The sequence below is a fragment of the Roseateles asaccharophilus genome (assembly GCF_031458115.1).
GTDB classification, from domain to species: domain Bacteria; phylum Pseudomonadota; class Gammaproteobacteria; order Burkholderiales; family Burkholderiaceae_C; genus Pelomonas; species Pelomonas asaccharophilus_A.
Genome location: NZ_JAVDXV010000008.1, coordinates 295,431 through 314,137 on the forward strand (window position 1 = coordinate 295,431; position 18,707 = coordinate 314,137).

Annotated in this window: 11 protein-coding genes; 3 read left to right on the top strand and 8 right to left on the bottom strand. The window is 68.5% G+C overall.

Annotation, left to right across the window (positions count from 1 at the left end; all coding sequences use genetic code 11):
- Positions 1-32: 32 nt before the first annotated feature.
- Positions 33-3,356 carry a TonB-dependent receptor gene (locus J2X21_RS20405; protein ID WP_310331657.1) on the top strand — a complete coding sequence of 1,108 codons (3,324 nt, stop codon included), beginning with the start codon at positions 33-35 and terminating at the stop codon, positions 3,354-3,356.
- Between the two features lie 93 nt (positions 3,357-3,449).
- On the opposite strand, the gene J2X21_RS20410 is transcribed toward J2X21_RS20405, so the two are convergent.
- Positions 3,450-4,934, bottom strand: a complete 1,485-nt coding sequence (locus tag J2X21_RS20410; protein ID WP_310331659.1) for an NAD-dependent succinate-semialdehyde dehydrogenase — start codon at positions 4,932-4,934, stop codon at positions 3,450-3,452.
- Positions 4,935-5,040: 106 nt separating this feature from the next.
- Between J2X21_RS20410 and alaS the strand changes: the two genes are divergently transcribed.
- Positions 5,041-7,665, top strand: coding sequence for an alanine--tRNA ligase (alaS, locus tag J2X21_RS20415; protein ID WP_310331660.1), 2,625 nt, complete (start codon positions 5,041-5,043; stop codon positions 7,663-7,665).
- Positions 7,666-7,711: 46 nt separating this feature from the next.
- Here alaS and J2X21_RS20420 read toward each other — a convergent pair whose 3' ends face one another.
- Together J2X21_RS20420 and J2X21_RS20425 are read right to left on the bottom strand one after the other, a co-directional pair.
- Positions 7,712-9,946, bottom strand: coding sequence for a glycoside hydrolase family 3 N-terminal domain-containing protein (locus J2X21_RS20420; RefSeq protein WP_310331661.1), 2,235 nt, complete (start codon positions 9,944-9,946; stop codon positions 7,712-7,714).
- A gap of 40 nt (positions 9,947-9,986) precedes the next feature.
- Positions 9,987-10,766, bottom strand: coding sequence for a DeoR/GlpR family DNA-binding transcription regulator (locus tag J2X21_RS20425; RefSeq protein WP_310331662.1), 780 nt, complete (start codon positions 10,764-10,766; stop codon positions 9,987-9,989).
- Positions 10,767-10,850: 84 nt separating this feature from the next.
- Here J2X21_RS20425 and J2X21_RS20430 point away from each other — a divergent pair, with 84 nt between their 5' ends.
- Positions 10,851-11,828: a phosphotransferase family protein gene (locus J2X21_RS20430; protein WP_310331663.1), complete on the top strand. Its 978-nt coding sequence runs from the start codon at positions 10,851-10,853 to the stop codon at positions 11,826-11,828.
- A gap of 9 nt (positions 11,829-11,837) precedes the next feature.
- On the opposite strand, the gene J2X21_RS20435 is transcribed toward J2X21_RS20430, so the two are convergent.
- From J2X21_RS20435 to J2X21_RS20455, 5 genes are all read right to left on the bottom strand, one after another.
- Positions 11,838-12,338 (bottom strand): hypothetical protein, encoded by a 501-nt coding sequence (locus J2X21_RS20435; RefSeq protein WP_310331664.1) that lies wholly within the window; start codon positions 12,336-12,338, stop codon positions 11,838-11,840.
- An 84-nt stretch (positions 12,339-12,422) separates the two neighbouring features.
- Positions 12,423-15,299, bottom strand: a complete 2,877-nt coding sequence (locus J2X21_RS20440) for a serine/threonine-protein kinase (RefSeq protein ID WP_310331665.1) — start codon at positions 15,297-15,299, stop codon at positions 12,423-12,425.
- Positions 15,300-15,346: 47 nt separating this feature from the next.
- The gene (locus J2X21_RS20445; RefSeq protein ID WP_310331666.1) at positions 15,347-15,937 is read right to left on the bottom strand and encodes an ECF-type sigma factor; all 591 of its coding nucleotides are present in this window, start codon (positions 15,935-15,937) and stop codon (positions 15,347-15,349) included.
- Positions 15,938-15,954: 17 nt separating this feature from the next.
- Positions 15,955-18,084 (bottom strand): methyl-accepting chemotaxis protein, encoded by a 2,130-nt coding sequence (locus J2X21_RS20450; protein WP_310331667.1) that lies wholly within the window; start codon positions 18,082-18,084, stop codon positions 15,955-15,957.
- 95 nt (positions 18,085-18,179) lie between these two features.
- Complete coding sequence (locus tag J2X21_RS20455; RefSeq protein WP_310331669.1) at positions 18,180-18,704, bottom strand: chemotaxis protein CheW; 525 nt, start codon at positions 18,702-18,704, stop codon at positions 18,180-18,182.
- Positions 18,705-18,707 lie beyond the last annotated feature (3 nt).

Here is an 18,707-nt window from a genome sequence, read left to right on the forward strand (position 1 = left end):
GCCGGTCGCGCGCAAAAACAGGAGTGATTGGGATGAGCAACAGGTTTGGGTCCGCGTTCCCGCTATCGGCGCTGTGCGCCGCCGTCGCCATCGTGGCTGCTGCGCCTGCAATGGCACAGAACACGACGGCTGCCATTGGTGGCCGTGTGATGACCGGCGCCGGCACGCCGGTGGCCGGCGCCACGGTGACCGTGCTGCACCGCGAGTCCGGTTCGTCCAACACCCTCGTCACCGATGCGGACGGCCGCTACACGGCCCGTGGCCTGCGCGTGGGCGGTCCCTACACCGTCACGATCAGCAAGGGCGCCGATCGCGATGTCCGAGAAGACGTCTACCTGCAGCTCGCCGAAACGACGGCCATCGACTTCACGCTGGGTGCGAATCAGCTGGCCACCGTCGTCGTGACGGGCGCTGCGACGGCGAACAGCAAGATCAGCAGCACGACCATGGGTTCGGGCACCGCCATCAGCCGTGCCGACATGGACAACTTCGCGTCCATCAGCCGTAGCCTGGCCGACTACGCCCGTACCGATCCGCGCCTGTCGCAGACCGACAAGGAGCGTGGCGATATCTCTGCCGCTGGCCAGAACGCGCGTTTCAACTCCGTCACCATCGACGGCGTGCGCGTCAATGACACGTTCGGCCTGGAGTCCAACGGCCTGCCGACGCTGAAGCAGCCGATCTCCATCGACGCCATCCAGGCGGTGCAGGTCAACATCTCCAACTACGACGTCACCCAGCAGGGCTACACCGGCGCCAACATCAACGCGGTGACCAAGTCGGGTACGAACCAGATCAAGGGGAGCGTCTACTACGTCTACCGCGACACCAGCCTGGCTGGTGACCGCTACAACCGCCAGGCCGGCACGTACTTCACGTCGCCGAGCTTCAAGGAAGACCTGAAGGGCTTCACGCTGGGCGGCCCCATCATCAAGGACAAGCTGTTCTTCTTCGCCAGCTATGAAGAACTGAAGAGCAGCCGCAACGCCCCGAGCTTCGGCCCCATTGGCAGCCCGCAGGCCAACGTCGGCATCACCAACGAGCAGATCGCCGCGGCGCAGGCAGTGGCCAAGGATGTCTACAAGATCGACATCGGCAGCATGGCCATTCCGACCGGCGTGCAGCTGGTGGCCAAGGACACGCTGCTGAAGCTGGACTGGAACATCTCGGAGAACCACAAGGCTAACCTGCGTTACACGAAGTCGGAAGAGAGCAACCCGATCTTCCCGGGCTTCGCGAACAACACGCTGACCATGTCTTCGCACTGGTACAGCCAGGACAAGGTCCTCGAAACGGTGGTGGGCCAGCTGTTCTCCGACTGGACCGACGTTTTCTCCACCGAGTTGAAGGTGTCGCAGCGCGACTACACCAGCACGCCCAAGAACAACAGCGACCTGCCGCAGATCAGCCTGGTCTGGACGACGGCTGCACCCGCGGGTACGGCCACGGGCAACCGCACGCTGCGCTTCGGGACCGAATCCAGCCGTCACTTCAACAACCTGCAGACCAAGACGCTGGACGCCTACTTCGCCGGCAACCTGCTGCTGGACAGCCACGAAATCAAGGCCGGTGTCGACCTGCAGAAGAACGAGATCTTCAACGCATTCCTGCAGAATACCAAGGGCACCTACACCTTCAGCGGCACCGACCCGGTCACGTTGTGGCGCAACAGCCAGGTCACCAGCTACACCGTGCAGATGCCGCTGGCCGGCAACACGCTGACCGACGGTGCCGCCAACTGGACGCTGAACAACGTGGGCGCGTTCGTGCAGGACACCTGGAACGTGACCCGTCGCCTGACGCTGACCGGCGGCATCCGTGTCGACATGCTCAGCACCGGCGACCGTCCCAAGACCAATACCGCGGCCTCGTCGGTGTTCGGCTACGACAACACCGCCACGCTGGATGGCGAGAAGCTGGTGCAGCCGCGCTTCGGCTTCAATTACGCGCTGGACCCGGTGGACAAGCGCAAGTCGCAAATCCGCGGCGGCTTCGGCCTGTTCATGGGCTCAGCGGCTTCGGTCTGGCTGACCAACCCCTACCAGAACACCGGCGTCACGACGGCAAACTTCAGCTGCAGCGCGACGACGACGCCTTGCTCGGCCATCCAGTTCACGCCCAACACCGGCGCGCAGCCACCCGTCTTGGGCACGCCGCCGGCCGCCAACGTCGACTTCATCGCGCCCGGCGTGAGCCAGCCTTCCGTCTGGAAGATGAACCTGGCCTGGGATGGCGAACTGCCCTGGTACGGCCTGGTTGCGGGTGCCGAGTTCCTGCACACCAAGGTCAATGACGGCCTGTACTACAAGCACCTGAACCTGGGCGCGCCGACCGGCACATCGCCGGTGGATGGCCGCGAGATGTTCTACAACGCCGGCGGCCGCAATCCGCTGTGCTTTGCCGGAGGCAATGACAGCAACCCGAGCGGCTGCCTGAGCAACCGTGCGAACCAGAACCGCAGCTACAACACGGTCACTGTTGTCGAGAGCACGAAGAAGGGCAGCGGCAATGCGCTGACCCTGTCGCTGAACGCGCCCACGCGCAACGGCTTTGGCTGGGGCGTGGCATACACCCGCACGTCGGCCACGGAAGTCAGCCCGCTGACGTCCTCCACGTCCAACTCCAACTGGCTGAACCGCGCCGTCTTCAACCCGAACGAGGAAGTGGCCGCCAATTCGGCGTCGCTGATCCGCAACCGCTTCAACGCCCAGGCCAACTGGTCCAAGGCGTTCTTCGGCAAGTACAAGACCAGCTTCGGCGTGATCTATGAAGGTCGCGAAGGTCGGCCTTACAGCTGGGTGTTTGCGAACGACATGAACGGCGACGGCGTGTCCGGCAACGACCTGCTGTACGTGCCCAAGGGTCCGGGCTCGGGTGAGGTGCTGTTCCGCCTGCCCAACACCGGCTCCACCATCACCAACGCCGCCACGCTGTCTGCTTTCCAGCAAAGCACGGCCGCCGAAGCCGAAGCCAAGTTCTGGGCCTTCGTCGACAGCCAGCCGGCGCTGCGCAACGCCAAGGGCAGCGTGGTGGGCCGCAATTCGGCCTACGCCAAGTTCACGAACAGCTTCGATGTGCGCGTGAGCCAGGAAGTGCCCGGCTTCTTCAACAACCACAAGGGTGTGTTGACGCTGGACATCCTGAACTTCGGCAACCTGGTCAACAAGCGCTGGGGCCGTATCGACGAGGCACCGTTCGGTGCCGGCAACAGCCGTACGTTCGTTCGTTACGCTGGTGTCGACCCGACCACGGGCAAGATGATCTATTCGGTCAACGACCCTCAAGACTTCATCAACAAGCAGACCCGCGGCGAATCGTCGTGGGCCATGCAGGTCACTGCCAAGTACGAGTTCTGATAAGAAAAGAACTATGGGCCGCCACAAGCGGCCGCCATTGGCAAAGGGCCCCCGCAAGGGGCCCTTTTTTCATGTCCGTTGGAAGGCTTGCGGCTACTTCTGGATATCACCCAGGCACAGGTACTTGGTCTCGACATAGTCGTCCATGCCCTGGCGGCCGCCCTCGCGGCCCAGCCCCGATTGCTTCACGCCGCCGAAGGGCACCTCGGCCGTCGAGATCAGGCCGGTGTTGACGCCCACCATGCCGTACTCCAGCGCCTCGCCAACGCGGAAGATGCGGCCGATGTCGCGGCTGTAGAAGTAGCTGGCCAGGCCGAACTCGGTGGAGTTGGCCAGGCGGATCGCGTCGTCCTCGGTCTGGAACTTGAACACCGGCGCGACCGGACCGAAGGTCTCCTCGCGTGAGCACAGCATCTCCGACGTTGCGTCGGCCAGCAGCGTGGGCTCGAAGAAGTGACCCGACGCGCCCTCCACCCGCTTGCCGCCGGCCAGCACCTTGGCGCCCAGCGCGATGGCGTCGGCCACGTGGGTTTCGACCTTCTGCAGCGCGGCATCGTCGATCAGCGGGCCCACGTGGACGCCGCTCTCGAAGCCGTTGCCGGTCTTCAGCGCGCTCACCTTGGCCGCGAACTTCTCCAGGAAGGCGTCGTAGACGCCGGCATGCACGTAGATGCGGTTGGCGCACACGCAGGTCTGGCCTGCGTTGCGGTACTTGCTGGCGATGGCGCCCTCGACAGCTGAATCCAGGTCGGCGTCGTCGAACACGATGAAGGGGGCATTGCCGCCGAGTTCCAGGCTGAGCTTCTTGATGGTCGGCGCGCACTGGCGCATCAGGATGCGGCCCACCTCGGTGGAGCCGGTGAAGGACAGGTGCTTGACCACGTCGCTCGCGCACAGCACCTCACCGATCTCGATGGACTGCTGCGAGTCCGCCGTCAGCACATTCAGCACGCCCGACGGCATGCCGGCGCGCTGGGCCAGTTCGGCCACGGCCAGCGCCGTCAGCGGCGTGGCCTCGGCCGGCTTGATGATGACGGTGCAGCCGGCGGCCAGCGCGGGTGCCACCTTGCGCGTGATCATCGCCAGCGGGAAGTTCCACGGCGTGATGGCCGCGCAGACGCCGATGGCCTGCTTGATGACCAGGTAGCGCTTGGTCGGGTCGGTGGTGGGAATGGTCTCGCCGTAGACGCGCTTGGCCTCCTCGGCGAACCAGTCCAGGAAGCTGGCGCCATAGACCACCTCGCCGCGCGCCTCGGCCATGGGCTTGCCCTGCTCGGCGGTCATCAGCCGGGCCAGGTCATCGGCATGCTTGACCAGCAGTTGCTGCCAGCGCACCAGCACGGCCGCGCGCTCCTTGGCGGGCTTGCCGCGCCACGCGTTCAGCGCGTTGGCGGCGGCGGCGATGGCCGTGTCGGCATCGGCACGGCCCAGGTTGGGTACCTGGGCCAGTTCACGGCCGGTGGCCGGATCGGTCACGGAGAAGCTCGCGCTGCCGTTCACCCATTCGCCATTGATCAGGGCCTGGTTGCGCAGCAATGCGGGGGTTTCCAGGGCGTCCAGCGGGGAATTTGCGTCCATCGGGGGCTTCTCCAGTCGTATTGGAGGCCACTCTACCCGCGGGACGTAAAGCCCCCTCTCTACAATCGCCCCTCTTTGTCACCGACCTTTTCCAGGAAGCCCCGGAATGAAAGCCGCCGAGATCCGCCAGACGTTTCTGAAGTTCTTCGAGTCGAAAGGACACCAGATCGTCGCGTCCAGCCCCGTCGTGCCGGGCGATGACCCGACGCTGCTGTTCACCAACGCGGGCATGAACCAGTTCAAGGACGTGTTCCTGGGCTTCGACAAGCGCGCCTACACGCGTGCCACGACCAGCCAGAAGTGCATCCGCGCCGGCGGCAAGCACAACGACCTGGACAACGTCGGCTACACGGCGCGCCACCACACCTTCTTCGAGATGCTGGGCAACTTCAGCTTCGGCGACTATTTCAAGAAGGACGCGATCAGCTATGCGTGGGAGCTGTTGACGGTCAACTTCGGCCTGCCGGCCGAGAAGCTGTGGGTCACCGTCTACGAAGAGGACGACGAGGCCTACGAGATCTGGAACAAGACGGTGGGCGTGCCCGCCGAGCGCATCGTGCGCATCGGCGACAACAAGGGCGCGCGCTACATGTCCGACAACTTCTGGATGATGGGCGACACGGGCCCCTGCGGCCCCTGCACCGAGATCTTCTACGACCACGGCCCGGAAGTGGCCGGCGGCCCCCCGGGCTCGGCTGAGCAGGACGGCGACCGCTACATCGAGATCTGGAACAACGTCTTCATGCAGTTCAACCGGACTGAAGACGGTGTCATGCACAAGCTGCCCAAGCCGTCGGTGGACACCGGCATGGGCCTGGAGCGTCTGGCCGCCGTGCTGCAGCACGTGCACTCCAACTACGAGATCGACACCTTCGTGAACCTGCTGGCGGCCGCCAAGTCCGCCGTGGACGCAGCCGGTGGTGGCGACTGTGATGCCACGAGCCCGTCGCTGAAGGTCATCGCCGACCACATCCGTGCGTGCTCGTTCACCGTCGTCGACGGCGTCATCCCGGGCAATGCCGGCCGTGGCTATGTGCTGCGCCGGATCGCCCGCCGCGCCATCCGCCATGGCTACAAGCTGGGCGCGCGCACGCCGTTCTTCCACAAGTTGGTGGCGGCGCTGGCCGCCGAGATGGGCGACGCCTACCCCGAGATCCGCGCGGGCCAGGCCCGCGTGACCGAGGTGCTGAAGCAGGAGGAAGAGCGCTTCTTCCAGACCATCGCCACCGGCATGGAAATCCTCGAGGCCGCGCTGGCCAAGGGCGGCAACGTCGATGGCGACACCGCCTTCAAGCTGCACGACACCTACGGCTTCCCGGTCGACCTGACCGCCGACGTCTGCCGCGAGCGCGGCGTGACGGTGGACGAGGCGCGCTTCAACGAGCTGCTGGAAGAGCAGAAGAACCGCGCCCGCGCCGCAGGCAAGTTCAAGATGGCGCAGGGCCTGGCCTACAGCGGCGCGGCCACCGAGTTCCATGGCTACAGCGATCTCGCCGTCGAAGCCGCCAAGGTCACGGCCATCTACGTGGATGGCGCCCCCGTCAACGAGGCTCAGGCCGGCGACGATGCCGTCATCGTGCTGGACCACACCCCGTTCTACGCCGAGAGCGGCGGCCAGGTTGGCGATGCCGGCGAACTGCGCAACGCGACGACCCGCGTGGTCGTCGCCGACACGCTGAAGATCCAGGCCGACGTGTTCGGCCACCACGGCCAGGTCGTCGAGGGTTCGGTCAAGGTGGGCGATGTGTTCGCCGCCAAGGTCGATGCCGAGCGCCGCGCCAAGACCGTGCGCAACCACAGCGCCACCCACCTGATGCACAAGGCGCTGCGCGAGGTGCTGGGCACGCATGTGCAGCAGAAGGGCTCGCTCGTGAACGCCGAGCGCACGCGCTTCGACTTCGCGCACAACGCACCGTTGAGCCCCGAGCAGGTCCGGGAGATCGAGGCCATCGTCAATGCCGAGATCCTGGCCAATGCCGGCGCCGAAGCCAAGGTGATGGCGTTGGATGACGCGCAGAAGTCCGGCGCGATGATGCTGTTCGGCGAGAAGTACGGCGAGACCGTGCGCGTGCTGAGCATCGGCAGCTCGAAGGAACTGTGCGGCGGCACGCACGTGAAGGCGACCGGCGACATCGGCCTGTTCAAGATCGTGGCCGAGGGCGGCGTGGCTGCCGGCATCCGCCGCGTCGAGGCCGTGACGGGTGACAACGCGCTGGCCTACCTGCAGCAGCTGGAATCCACCGTGCAGTCCGCCGCGCAGACGCTGAAGACCGCGCCCGCCGAGCTGGAAGGCCGCCTGCACGCCGTGCTGGATCAGGTTCGCCAGCTGGAGAAGGAACTGGCTGCCGCCAAGAGCAAGCTGGCGTCCGCCCAGGGCGACGAGCTGCTGGCGCAGGCCGTGGACGTGAAGGGTCTGAAGGTGCTGGCCGCCAAGCTGGAAGGCGCCGACGCCAAGACGCTGCGCGAGACCATGGACAAGCTCAAGGACAAGCTGAAGACCGCGGCCATCGTGCTGGCGGCCGTGGACGGCGACAAGGTGCAGATCGCCGCCGGCGTGACCGCCGACAGCATAGGCAAGGTCAAGGCCGGCGACCTGGTCAACTTCGTCGCGCAGCAGGTGGGCGGCAAGGGCGGCGGCAAGCCCGACATGGCCATGGCCGGCGGCACGCAGCCGGCGGCGCTGGCCGGCGCGCTGGCGTCCGTGTCCGCCTGGGTGGGCGAGCGCGTCTGACGCGTAGACGCGGGGCAATGGGCGGGAGTGATCCCGCCCGCTCCCGCTAGCGCACCTCGAACGAGCCGCTCAGCGCAGCCGTCGAGCTGCCGCCGACGTACACGTCGATGACGGTGGCGTCCTGCACGAAGTTGCGCGTGGAGGCGGCCCAGTAGGTCAGATCCTGCGGCTTCAGCGTGAAGCTGACAGTTCGCCTCTCTCCCGGCGCCAGCGTCAGGCGCTCGAAGCCCTTCAGCTCGCGCACCGGGCGTGCGGCGGTGCCGTGGCGCTGGTGGATGTAGAGCTGCGCCACTTCATCCGCCTCGCGGCCGCCGGTGTTGCTGACATCCACCGACACGCGGATGGCCTCGCCGACGGCCACCTCGGACCGGTCCAGTTGCAGGTTGGAGAACTCGAAGCTCGAGTAGCTCAGCCCGAAGCCGAAGGGGTAGAGCGGCGAGTTCGGCTCGTTCCAGTAGCGCTCCTCGGCCGTCTTGGGCTGGTGCGTGCGCAGGTGGGCGTAGGGCAACGGTATCTGGCCGATGTTGCGCGGCCAGTTGAACGGCAGCTTGCCGCCCGGCGACACATCGCCGAACAACAGCCTGGCAACCGCCGCGCCGCCTTGCGAGCCGGGGTACCAGATGCCCATCAGCGCGTCAGGCTGGCTGCCCTTCAGGTCCAGCGGGCGCGCGCTCATCAGCAGCACCACGACCGGCTGGCCTGTCGCGATCACCGCGTCCAGCAGATCCTGCTGGCGCCCCGGCAGGTCCAGCGACGAACGCGACGCGTGTTCGCCGATCATGATCTGCCCCTCGCCCAGCACCAGGACGGCCACGTCGGCGGCACGCGCCAGTTCGACGGCGCGGAGGATCTCGGCGTCGTCGTCCACCTCCACGCGCGGGCCTGCCTTGTGCGGGCCGGAGTCGAAGATGGAGCGGTGCAGGCGCGCGGGCATCGTGACGCCCGGCGAATACTCGATGCGCACGCCGCTGCCGGCCCGTGCGCGGATGCCGTCCAGCAGCGTCACCGTCTCGCTGTCGTCCTGGTCGAACACCCACGGCCCCACGGTGTCGCGCGCCGAGTCCGCCAGCGGGCCGATGACGGCGATCGACTTCAGCGCCCGAGCGTCCAGCGGCAGCACGCCGCCGTCGTTGCGCAGCAGCACCGCCGTGCGCTCCGCGGCCACCCGCGCCACGTCGCGATGCTCGGGGTCGTTCAGGACGCGCTGTGCCTCGTCCAGGTCCACATAGGGCTGCTCGAACAGGCCCATGCGGATCTTGGCTTCCAGCACGCGCCGCACGGCGTCGTCGAGTTCGGTCGTTGACAGCCGGCCCTCCGCCAGCGACTGCGGCAGCGTCTGGAAGGCCGAGATGCCGAACGGCGGCGCCATCTCCATGTCGACACCGGCGCGCAGCGCGCGCACGCCGGCGTCTGGCACGCTGGACGCGAACTCGTGGGTGTGCAGGTCATGGGCCGAGCCGGCGTCGGTGACCACGAAGCCCTTGAAGCCCCAGGTCTCGCGCAGCACCTGGGTCAGCAGCCAGTGGCTGCCGGTGGCCGGCACGCCGTTGAGGCCCATGTAGGCGCTCATGATGTTGCCGGCGCCGGCGTCCACCGCGGCCTTGAAAGGCGGCAGGTAGACGTTCCACAGCTCGCTGTCCGACAGGTTGACCTCGTCGTAGTCGCGGCCGCCGATGGATGCGCCATAGCCCGCGAAGTGCTTGGGGCCAGCGATGAGCCGGCCCGGGCTGCCGATGTGCGTGCCCTGGAAGCCGCGGACCTGGGCCGCGGCCATCACGCTGCCCAGGTACGGGTCCTCGCCGGCGCCTTCGATCATGCGACCCCAGCGCGGGTCGCGCGCGATGTCGACGTTGGGCGCGAACGTCCAGTGGATGCCGACGGCCCGGGCCTCGCGCGCGGCGACGCGCTGGCCTTGCTCCGCGAGCAGCGGGTCCCAGCTCGCCGCGATGGCGATGGGCACCGGCAGGATGGTGCGCAAGCCGTGGATGACGTCGTAGCCGAACAGCAGCGGGATCTTCAGGCGGGTCTGCTCGACGGCGATGCGCTGCAGCCGGTCCAGCTGCGCGGGGTCGTGCACGAACAGCAGTGACCCGGCGCGCGCCGCGGCGACCTCCTGTTCCACGCGCGCGGCTTCCTCGGGCGCGTTGAGGAAGTCGAAGTACTGGGTGATCTGCCCCGCCTTCTCTTGCGGCGTCATCTGCGCGATGAGCGCGTCCGCACGGGCGCGCACCGCCTCGTCGCTGAGCGCTTCGCTGCGGGCGGGCGTGGGTGTGGATCTCATGAACAGGCTCCGGAACGGAAAGGAAGAGGGGAGGGTGGCTTCAGGCGCCGGGGCGGTCCGCGCGCACGATGGCGGGGCAAGCCGTCTGGAGCGGTTCGATGTGGTCGTCGGGCACGTCGTGTTCCACCACCATCAGTTCGATCTCCGCCACCGGGCACACGCGGTGCGGCGCCTTGGCCGTGAACTTGTGGTTCATGGCCAGCGCCACGCAGTGCGACGTGACGTCCAGCACCGCGCGCTTGAACACCGCATCGGCGTGCAGCACGGCCGTGGCGCCGAAGCGCGCGTCGATGCCGCAGGTGCCGAGGAAGCATCTGTCGATGCGCAAGGCCGTGGCGGCCTGCACGGCCACCGTATCGACGCAGCCACCGACGGTCGCGTCGACCATACCGCCCAGCATCAGCAGGCGCAGGTCGGGCCGGCGCAGCACGGCGGAGGCGATGTCGATGGAGTTCGTCACCACCAGCAGCTCCTGGTCTTCCGGCAGAAACTCGGTCAGCGCGAGGTTGGTGCTGCCGGCGTCCAGGAACAGCGTCTCGCCGGGCAGGATGGACGCCGCGGCGCGACGCGCCAGCGCCTCCTTGCGAGGGCGGTCCTTGTCGATGCGGGCAAACATCGGCTGCGTGTGGCCGGACACCGGCAGCGCGCCGCCGTACACGCGGCGGCACTTGCCCTCGGCGGCGAGGGCTCGCAGATCGCGCCGGATGGCGTCCTCGGAAACGCCGAACTCGGCGGCCAGCGCGGCGGCGACGACGGACTCTCCCTGGCCGAGGCGGTGGGTGATGACGTCGCGACGCGCGATTGGGATGTCCTGGTTCATGGATTCATCTTAATCGTGCATGTTTTTATTAGCAATCGTGCACAATCGAGAAAACAACGTTGTCATCCCCGGACGGAGACCCGCATGGAAAGTCGGACCAAGAACGCCAAGACCCGCGCGCAGATAGAGCGCATGGCGCGCAAGGCGTTCAAGGGAATGGGCTTGGACGAGGGCGGGGACGCCGTGCGCGAGCTGAGGGACGGCTGGTTCAACGCCGCCTATGCCTTGCGCCTGGCGGACGGCCGGGAGGTCATCCTGAAGATCGCGCCGGCGGCCTCGGCTGAAGTGATGCGCTACGAGAGCGACATCATGGCCACCGAGGTCGCCACCATGCGGCTGGTGCGCGAGAACGCAGCCATTCCGGCGCCCGCGGTCCTGTTCTACGATGACGCGCACGATGCGTGCGACTCCAGCTACTTCTTCATGGAGAAGATCGCGGGCGACAACCTCGACCACGTCTACGGCACGCTGCCGCTGGAGCAGGTTGCGGCCATCGACCGCGAGATCGGCAAGATCATCCGGGAGGTCAACAGCTTCCGCGGCAGCTTTTTCGGCTACGACGGCAACGCCGAACTTCGGGCCGAAACGTGGAAGGCGGCCTTCCTGAAGATCATGGATGCCGTGTTCGCGGACGCCGCCAACAAGCAGGTCGTGTTTGACTACGGCTACCCGACCTTGCGCGCCGCCGTGCACAAACATGCCGACGCGCTGGACGAGGTCACCACGCCCTGCCTGGTGCACTGGGACGCCTGGAACCCCAACTTCTTCGTGAGCGACGGGCACGTCACGGGCATCATCGACTTCGAGCGCGCGCTGTGGGCCGATCCGCTGATGGAAGCGCAATTCCGCGCGCTGTGCTGGGGCGGCGTGACCGAGAGCCTGCGCGGCTACGGCAAGACCGAGTTCACGCCCACCGAGTTGCGCCGCTGCTGGCTCTACCTGCTGCACCTGGCGCTGGTGATGCACGTGGAGTGCTACTTCCGCCAGTACGGCAACGACGAGGTCTTCAACAAGTCCCGCGAGCTGATCGCCTCGGCCATGGGGTGGCTGGAAGCGAACTGACGGCGCGGGTCACCGCGGCGCCTCCACGCCCTGGTACCGGATGCGGGTCTCCACGCCGCCGCCGCTGTTTCTGTAGGTGCGGCCATCGCTGGCGCCTATCCACATCTGCGACACGCTGGGCGCACTGCCGCCCAGCGGCTTGGTCGTGACGCGCCACACCTCGGTGCTGACGCCGTCGACGCGGTCACTGCCCGTGCGCTCACAGCGAGCCAGCAAGGATCCGGCTTTGTGTGCCGCGCGCTCGAAGACGGCCGGCCCCATCTTCGACACCTGCCAACCCTCGTCACCGATGCGTTGCCAGACGCGGCCGTCCACGCGCAGCAATTCCATCGTCTCGCCCTGGCCTTGCACGCGCTGGTGGTAGCGCGGTGCGGCCAGCGTGGCGATGCTGGCCTGGGCCACGCGCTCGCACCCGGCGGGCACGGGCGAATCGGCCGCGGCGGCCAGGCAGGACAGGGCGGCAACGGCGCAGGCGGCGGACTGGCGCGCCGAGGGCAGCAACAAAAGCATGGTCACTCCTGAAAGTTGAGGCGGGGCGCATGGCGAGGCCCGCTGCACAACCAACGCAGTGCGAGTACCGAACCGGACAGGCGCCTAGAGATCCAGGTGCAGCGGCTGTCGTGCCGACGGTGCGTCGGGGGCGTCATAGCGGCGGCTGGCGGCCAGGGCCTCGTCGCGCAGCGCCTGGGCGTTCGCGGCCTGGCCTTGCGCGGCCAGCACCGCGGCGCGCACGCGCTGCAGATAGGGCTCCATGCGGATGTCGAAGAAGCCCTGTTTCTGGTCCCAGGTGGCCCAGGCCTTGTCGGCATGCGCTGCTGCGTCGGCCGTGCGGCCCGCTGCCAGCGCCACGCGGGCCAGGCCGGCATGGGCCAGTGCGGTGTGCGACCAGCGCGGGTTGCCGGCGCGCTCGACGACGGCGCGGAACTGCACCTGCGCGCCGGCCACATCGCCTTGCGCCAGCAGAAAGCGGCCCCAGCGTTCGCGTGCCGCGGCGGTGGGCTGCTGGCTGCCAGCTGGGTCATGGGCTTCGAAGTCGGCCACTGCCGCCAGGAAGGTGCGTCGGGCGTCATCGACTCGGCCCACGCGTGCATAGGCATCGCCGAGATGGCGGCGCACGCGGCGCAGCGCGAAGTCGTTGGGCGGCGCGCGCAGGTAGGCGCGCGCTATGCGCTCCAGCACCGGGATGGCGAGTTCCGGGCGCCCCTCGGCGGCCAGCCGCTCGCCCCAGTCCTCGCGCACCTGCTGGGCCTCGGGGTCAGCGGCCGTCTCGGGTGGCAGTCGCGTCAGCACACCCTCGAAGAGGCCCATGGCCCGCTCGCGGGCGCCGGCCAGGTGAGCCGTGCGGGCGCGCCGGGCCGCCGGCAGCCAGGCGGTGCGCGCCTCGGGGCCGGTGGTGCGTTCGGCGATGGCGGCGGCCCTGCCGAACGCGGCCTCGGCACCGGCCAGGTCGCCGCTTTGCTGCAGCGTCAGCGCCATGTTGGCGTGGATGGTCTGCACCTCGGCATCGTCGCGTTCCGGGTTGGCCTGCGCCGCGTCCAGCGCCCGCTGGTTCAGTGCGATCGCATCGGTGTAGCGGCCGGCATAGGTGGCTTCGCTGGCCAGTTCCATCAGCACGGTGACACGACCCCGCTCGGCGGCCGGCGCCTGCTCGAACAGCCGGTGCGCCTGCTCCAGCGCCTGCTGGCGCTGGGGCTGCGTGCCCGATTGCTGGCGCAGGCACACCGATTGCGCCATCCACCAGTGGGCGCGCAGCGGGTGCACATCGCGGCCCGCGTCGCGCAGCGCGGTGTCGGCCTGCTGCAGCAACTCGGTGCAGCCGGGGTCGGCGCGCGCCGCGGCGCGGGCGGCGCGTTCGACGGCGTCGTCCAGGATGTTGTCGTGCAGCGGCCCGAAATGCTCGCGCACGAGCGCGAGCTGGCGCGCCTGCAGGGACTCGAACGAGGCTTCGTCACCCAGCTCGCGATAGATGGTCGCGGCGGTGCGCAGCAGCTCGATGCGCAGTTCCACATCGTTGCCGAATGCATCGTCGATGCGTCGCACGCTGGCGTCCAGCAAGGCCTTGGCGCTGATCTGTCCGCGCGGCGTGTCGGACGCGATGCGTGGGTCGTTGGCGCGGTAGACCGACAGCAGGAAGGCCTTGACTGCCTCGGCCCGGCGGGCCTGCGCCTGTGCCTCGCGCGCCTGCCACAGCACGCCGCCCAGGCCGGCCAGCAGACTGACGGCCAGCAGCCCAGCCATCAGCGCGGCGCCGCGATGGCGGCGCACGGCCTTGGCGAAGCGCGTCCAGCGCGTGATGCGGCGCGCCTGGATGGGCTCGCTCGTGCGATGGCGGCGCAGGTCGGCCGCGAGATCCGCCACCGACGCATAGCGGGCTTCGGGCGTGGGCTGCAAGGCCTTGGCGACGATGGCGTCCAGGTCGCCGCGCAGCTGGCGCCGCCAGACGCCGGGCGTGCGGCCCGCCTCGCGGGCCAGGTCATCGGTGGCGCAGGCGGATGCCAGCAGGTCGGCCGCGGCGAGTCCCGAGGCCGCGCGTGCGGTCAGCACAGCCTGCGGCGTGCGGCCGCACAGCAGCTCGAACAGCAGCACGCCCAGTGCATAGACGTCGGTGGCCACGGTGACCGCGCTACCGGTCAATTGCTCCGGTGCGGCGTAAGCAGGGGTGGCCGGGCGTGCGTCTGCCCGTGTCAGGGCGGTGTTGTCCGCGGTGCCGTCGGCCAGCAGCTTGGCGATGCCGAAATCCAGCAGCCGCACGCCTTGCGCGCTGACCAGCACATTGGCGGGCTTGAGATCCCGGTGGGCCACCAGCCGGCTGTGCGCGTGCGCGACCGCGTCGGCCACCTGCATGAACAGGTCCAGCCGCGCGGCCAGATCAAGGCCGTGCTCGCGAGCCCACTGCGTGATGGGCGTGCCGTGCACGGCCTCCAGCGCGATGTAGGGCTGACCGTCGTCGTCCAGGCCGGCGTCGTAGAAGCGGGCGATGTGCGGATGCGTCAGCCGCGCGAGGATGTCGCGCTCGCGCAGGAAGCGCTCGCGCACGCGGCCGACCAGCAGGTGGGCATGCGGCAGCTTCAGCGCCACCTCGCGCTGGTAGGCGCCATCGGCGCGCTGCGCCAGCCAGACCTCGCCCATGCCGCCGGTGCCCAGGGGCCGCAGCAGCGTGTAGGGACCGATGCGCTGGCCGGCCTGACGGGACGGGGCTGCCGGCTCGGCGCTGCCGGACAGCACGGCCGGCGTCTCGAGATAGCCTGCAGACTGCACGGCATCCAGCTGCCGCAGGAAATCGGCCAATGCGTCGCGCAGCGGTGCCAGCTGGGGCGAGAGATCGTCCAGCCAGGCGGCGCGTCCTGCAGGAGGCAACGCCATGGCCTCTTCGGTGAGGCGCGAATACTGATCCCACCAGGCGTCGCTGAAGGCCAGCGCCGTGCTGGCAGAGGGGGGAGGCAGCGGCGCGCCTGAAGGGTGGGGTGGCATCGGCAGGACCTACGGATTCCGCGAAGCCAACCGGACAGCGCCGCCGCTCAGCAGGCCAGCAGCGTGCGCAGCAGCGCGCGGGCCTTGTCCCAGTCGCGGCGCACGGTGCGGTCCGTCACGCCCAGCACCTCGGCCACCTCGGTCTCGGTCATACCGGCGAAGTAGCGCAGCTCCACCACGCGCGCCAGTCGCGGCTCACGCGCCTCCAGCGTGCGCAGTGCCGCGTCCACCTGCAGCGGCTCGTCCTCCGGGGCGGCGACGCGCTCGCCCAGCGTCGTGTCCAGCGTCACCCATTGCACGCCATCGCCATCCACGCCGCCGCCGCGACGCTGCGCGGCGCGCTCGCGCAGCAGGTCCACGACGATGGAGCGCATCGCCCGCGACGCATAGGCGAAGAAGTGCGAGCGGGTCGGAAAGCTCAGGGCGCCATCGCCGGCCTGTTGGGATGCGCGTGCCGACAGCTTGATCCAGCTCTCGTTGACCAGCATCGTGGTGTTGCAGCCGGTCGGGTCGCCCGCGGCGCGCAGCCGCGCATGCGCGACCTTCTTCAGCTCGTCGAAGGTCTCGCGCCACAGCTGATCGTCCAGCGGCACCGGTGCATGTTCGGCGGGAGCAGGGGGCGCGACGTCGGAGGACATGCGCCCATTATTTATGCCTAGAACGTTTCCCAGTCGCCTTCAGCGGAGGCCGGGCTAGGGGTGGGCGGGGGCGGTGTGCGGGGCGCTGCCACCGGGGCCGGCTTGGCGACCGGTGTCGCGGTTGCCTTTGCAGCGGACTTGGCTGCCGGCCGCTGCAAGCCCGCTTTCGGGACAGGCGGCACCGGTGCCGGCCTGGGCGTGGCCGGCGCCTTGCGCGACACGGCTTCGCCACCGGACACGCGAAACACCGAGACCGCCTCGATAAGCCGCTCGGCCTGTTCCTTCAGGCTCTCGGCGGCGGCGGCGGATTCCTCCACCAGCGCGGCGTTCTGCTGCGTCATCTGGTCCAGCTGCACGACGGACGCGTTGACCGACGCGATGCCCTCGCTCTGCTCGCTCGCCGCCGAACTGATCTCGCCAATGATGTCCTGCACGCGCTGCACGCTGGAGACGATCTCCCCCATGGTCGTGCCGGCGGCCTGCACCTGGCGAGCACCGTTCTCCACGCGCTCGACGCTGTTGCCGATCAGCGACTTGATCTCCCGGGCCGCCTCCGCGCTGCGGCCGGCCAGCGAGCGCACCTCTCCCGCCACGACCGCGAAGCCACGCCCTTGTTCGCCCGCGCGGGCTGCCTCCACCGCGGCGTTCAAGGCCAGGATGTTGGTCTGGAAGGCGATTCCGTCGATGACCCCGATGATGTCGGCAATCTTGCGACTGGCCGCATTGATCTCGTCCATCGTGCCCACAACCTGGCCCACCACTTCGCCACCGCGCGTGGCGGCGGACATGGCGGACTGAACGAGCTGGTTTGCGGTGAGGGCGGAGTCGGCCGTCTGGCGCACGGTGCCGGTCAGCTCGCTCATCGACGAGGCGGCGTTCTGCAGGTTGCTCGCGGTCTGCTCCGTGCGCTGGCTCAGGTCGAAGTTGCCCGTGGCGATCTCCGTGCTGGCCGTGCCTATGCTGTCGACCGAGTTGCGCACCGTGCCAATGGTGGAGGCCAGGCGCTGGCGCATGCTCTCGGTCTGCTGGATCAAGGCGCCGATCTCGTCGCGGCGGTCGCTGGCGACGGACTGGCCCAGGTCGCCATCGGCAATGGCACCCACGGCCTTTTGCAGCGCACCCAACGGCTGCGCCACCCAGCGGCGCATCATCCACATCAGGCCAAATCCCAGCCCCACGCTCGTCAACGCCAGTGCGCCCCAGAAGAACCACAGCGTGCGCCGGCTGGCGGCCTGCGCCTCGCCGCGCGACACCTGGGCCACGACCCAGTGGCCGGTCTTGGCGCTCTTGCGTGCGACGGCGAAGTTGTCGCTGAGCTTGTTGCCCAGCACGTCGGGGGCGTCGTCCAGCAGGGCGGTGTCTTCCTTCTGCTCCGCCAGCATCTTCTCGAAGCCGGGCGCGATGTCGGTCAGCAGCTTGCCCTTGGACGTCGGGTGGGCCGCGAGCGACGCCTTGGCCGGGTCCTTGGGCAGCGCGACGATGTAGGTGCCGCCGCTCTGGAAGAAGCGGGCGCCGCCGGCCATGCGGTCCATCGCGGTCTCGAAGGCGTCCAGGCCGTAGCCGATGAACAGGATGCCCACGGTCTTGCCGGCGTCGTTCTTGATCGCCTCGTAGTGCGTCATGTAGCCGCGCCCGAACAGCGTCGCGCGGCCCGTGTAGGGCTTGCCGGAGGTGATCGCCGCGTAGGCGGCACCCTGCTTGTCCAGCAGCGTGCCCATGGCGCGCTCACCCTTCTCGTTCTTCAGCGACGTGGTGATGCGCTCGAAGTCGCTGCCCTTGGCGGCGAACACCGTGGCCACGCCGTTGGTCAGCGTCGCGAACTTGTCGACCAGTGTGAAGTTGCCGTTGAGCTTGGTGGTGCCGTCGCTCAACTCGCCGCTGGCCTCGTCGAGCGTGAAGCTGGCGCCGAAGTCCTGGCGGAAGGTGGCCCAGCTTCGCTGCGCCTGCTGGGCCGCGATGTCGTCCATCGCCTGCATCGCGTCGACCAGCGAGCCGGTCTTGTCGGCCACCCAGGTGTGCACCTGTTCGTTGGCCAAGCGTTTGAGCATGGTGCCGACGATGACGCTCACGACCAGCAGCGCCGCGGCGACGGCGGCCGCGCCGGTCAGCGACACCTGGCGCGCGATGGAGCGGTTGGCAGGGCTCATGGGTGCCTCCGGTTGGCCAGCAGGGCGTCGGGTCCACAGACCTCGTGCCGCTGCGAGGCTGGAAATAAAAAGGGGCGCTTGCGCGCCCTTGTGTTTCAAGCGGCGATCGCCGCGTCCATCAATCCCATCTCGGCGCTGCTCATCAGCCCTTCGATGTCCATCAGGATCAGCATGCGCTCGCCGACCGAACCGATGCCGGTGATGAAGCTGGTGTCCACCGAGGCCGAGCTCAGCTCGGGGGCCGGCTTGATCGCGTCGCGGTTCAGCTCCAGCACGTCGGACACCGAATCGACCACGGCGCCGACGACGCGGTTCTTCACGTTCAGCACGATGACGACCGTGAAGCTGTTGTACTCGGCGGTCGCGCAGTTCAGCTTCAGGCGCAGGTCCACGATGGGGACGATGACGCCGCGCAGGTTGACGACGCCCTTGATGAAGTCCGGCGCATTGGCGATGCGCGTGGGCTGCTCGTAGGAGCGGATTTCCTGGACCTTCAGGATGTCGATGCCGTATTCCTCGGAGCCGAGGCGGAAGGTCAGGTACTCACCGCTCTTGGGGCCAGCGCCCTTGGTGGTGACAGCGCCAGCCTGGCGCAGCGCGGGGACGTTGCTCGATTCCATGCA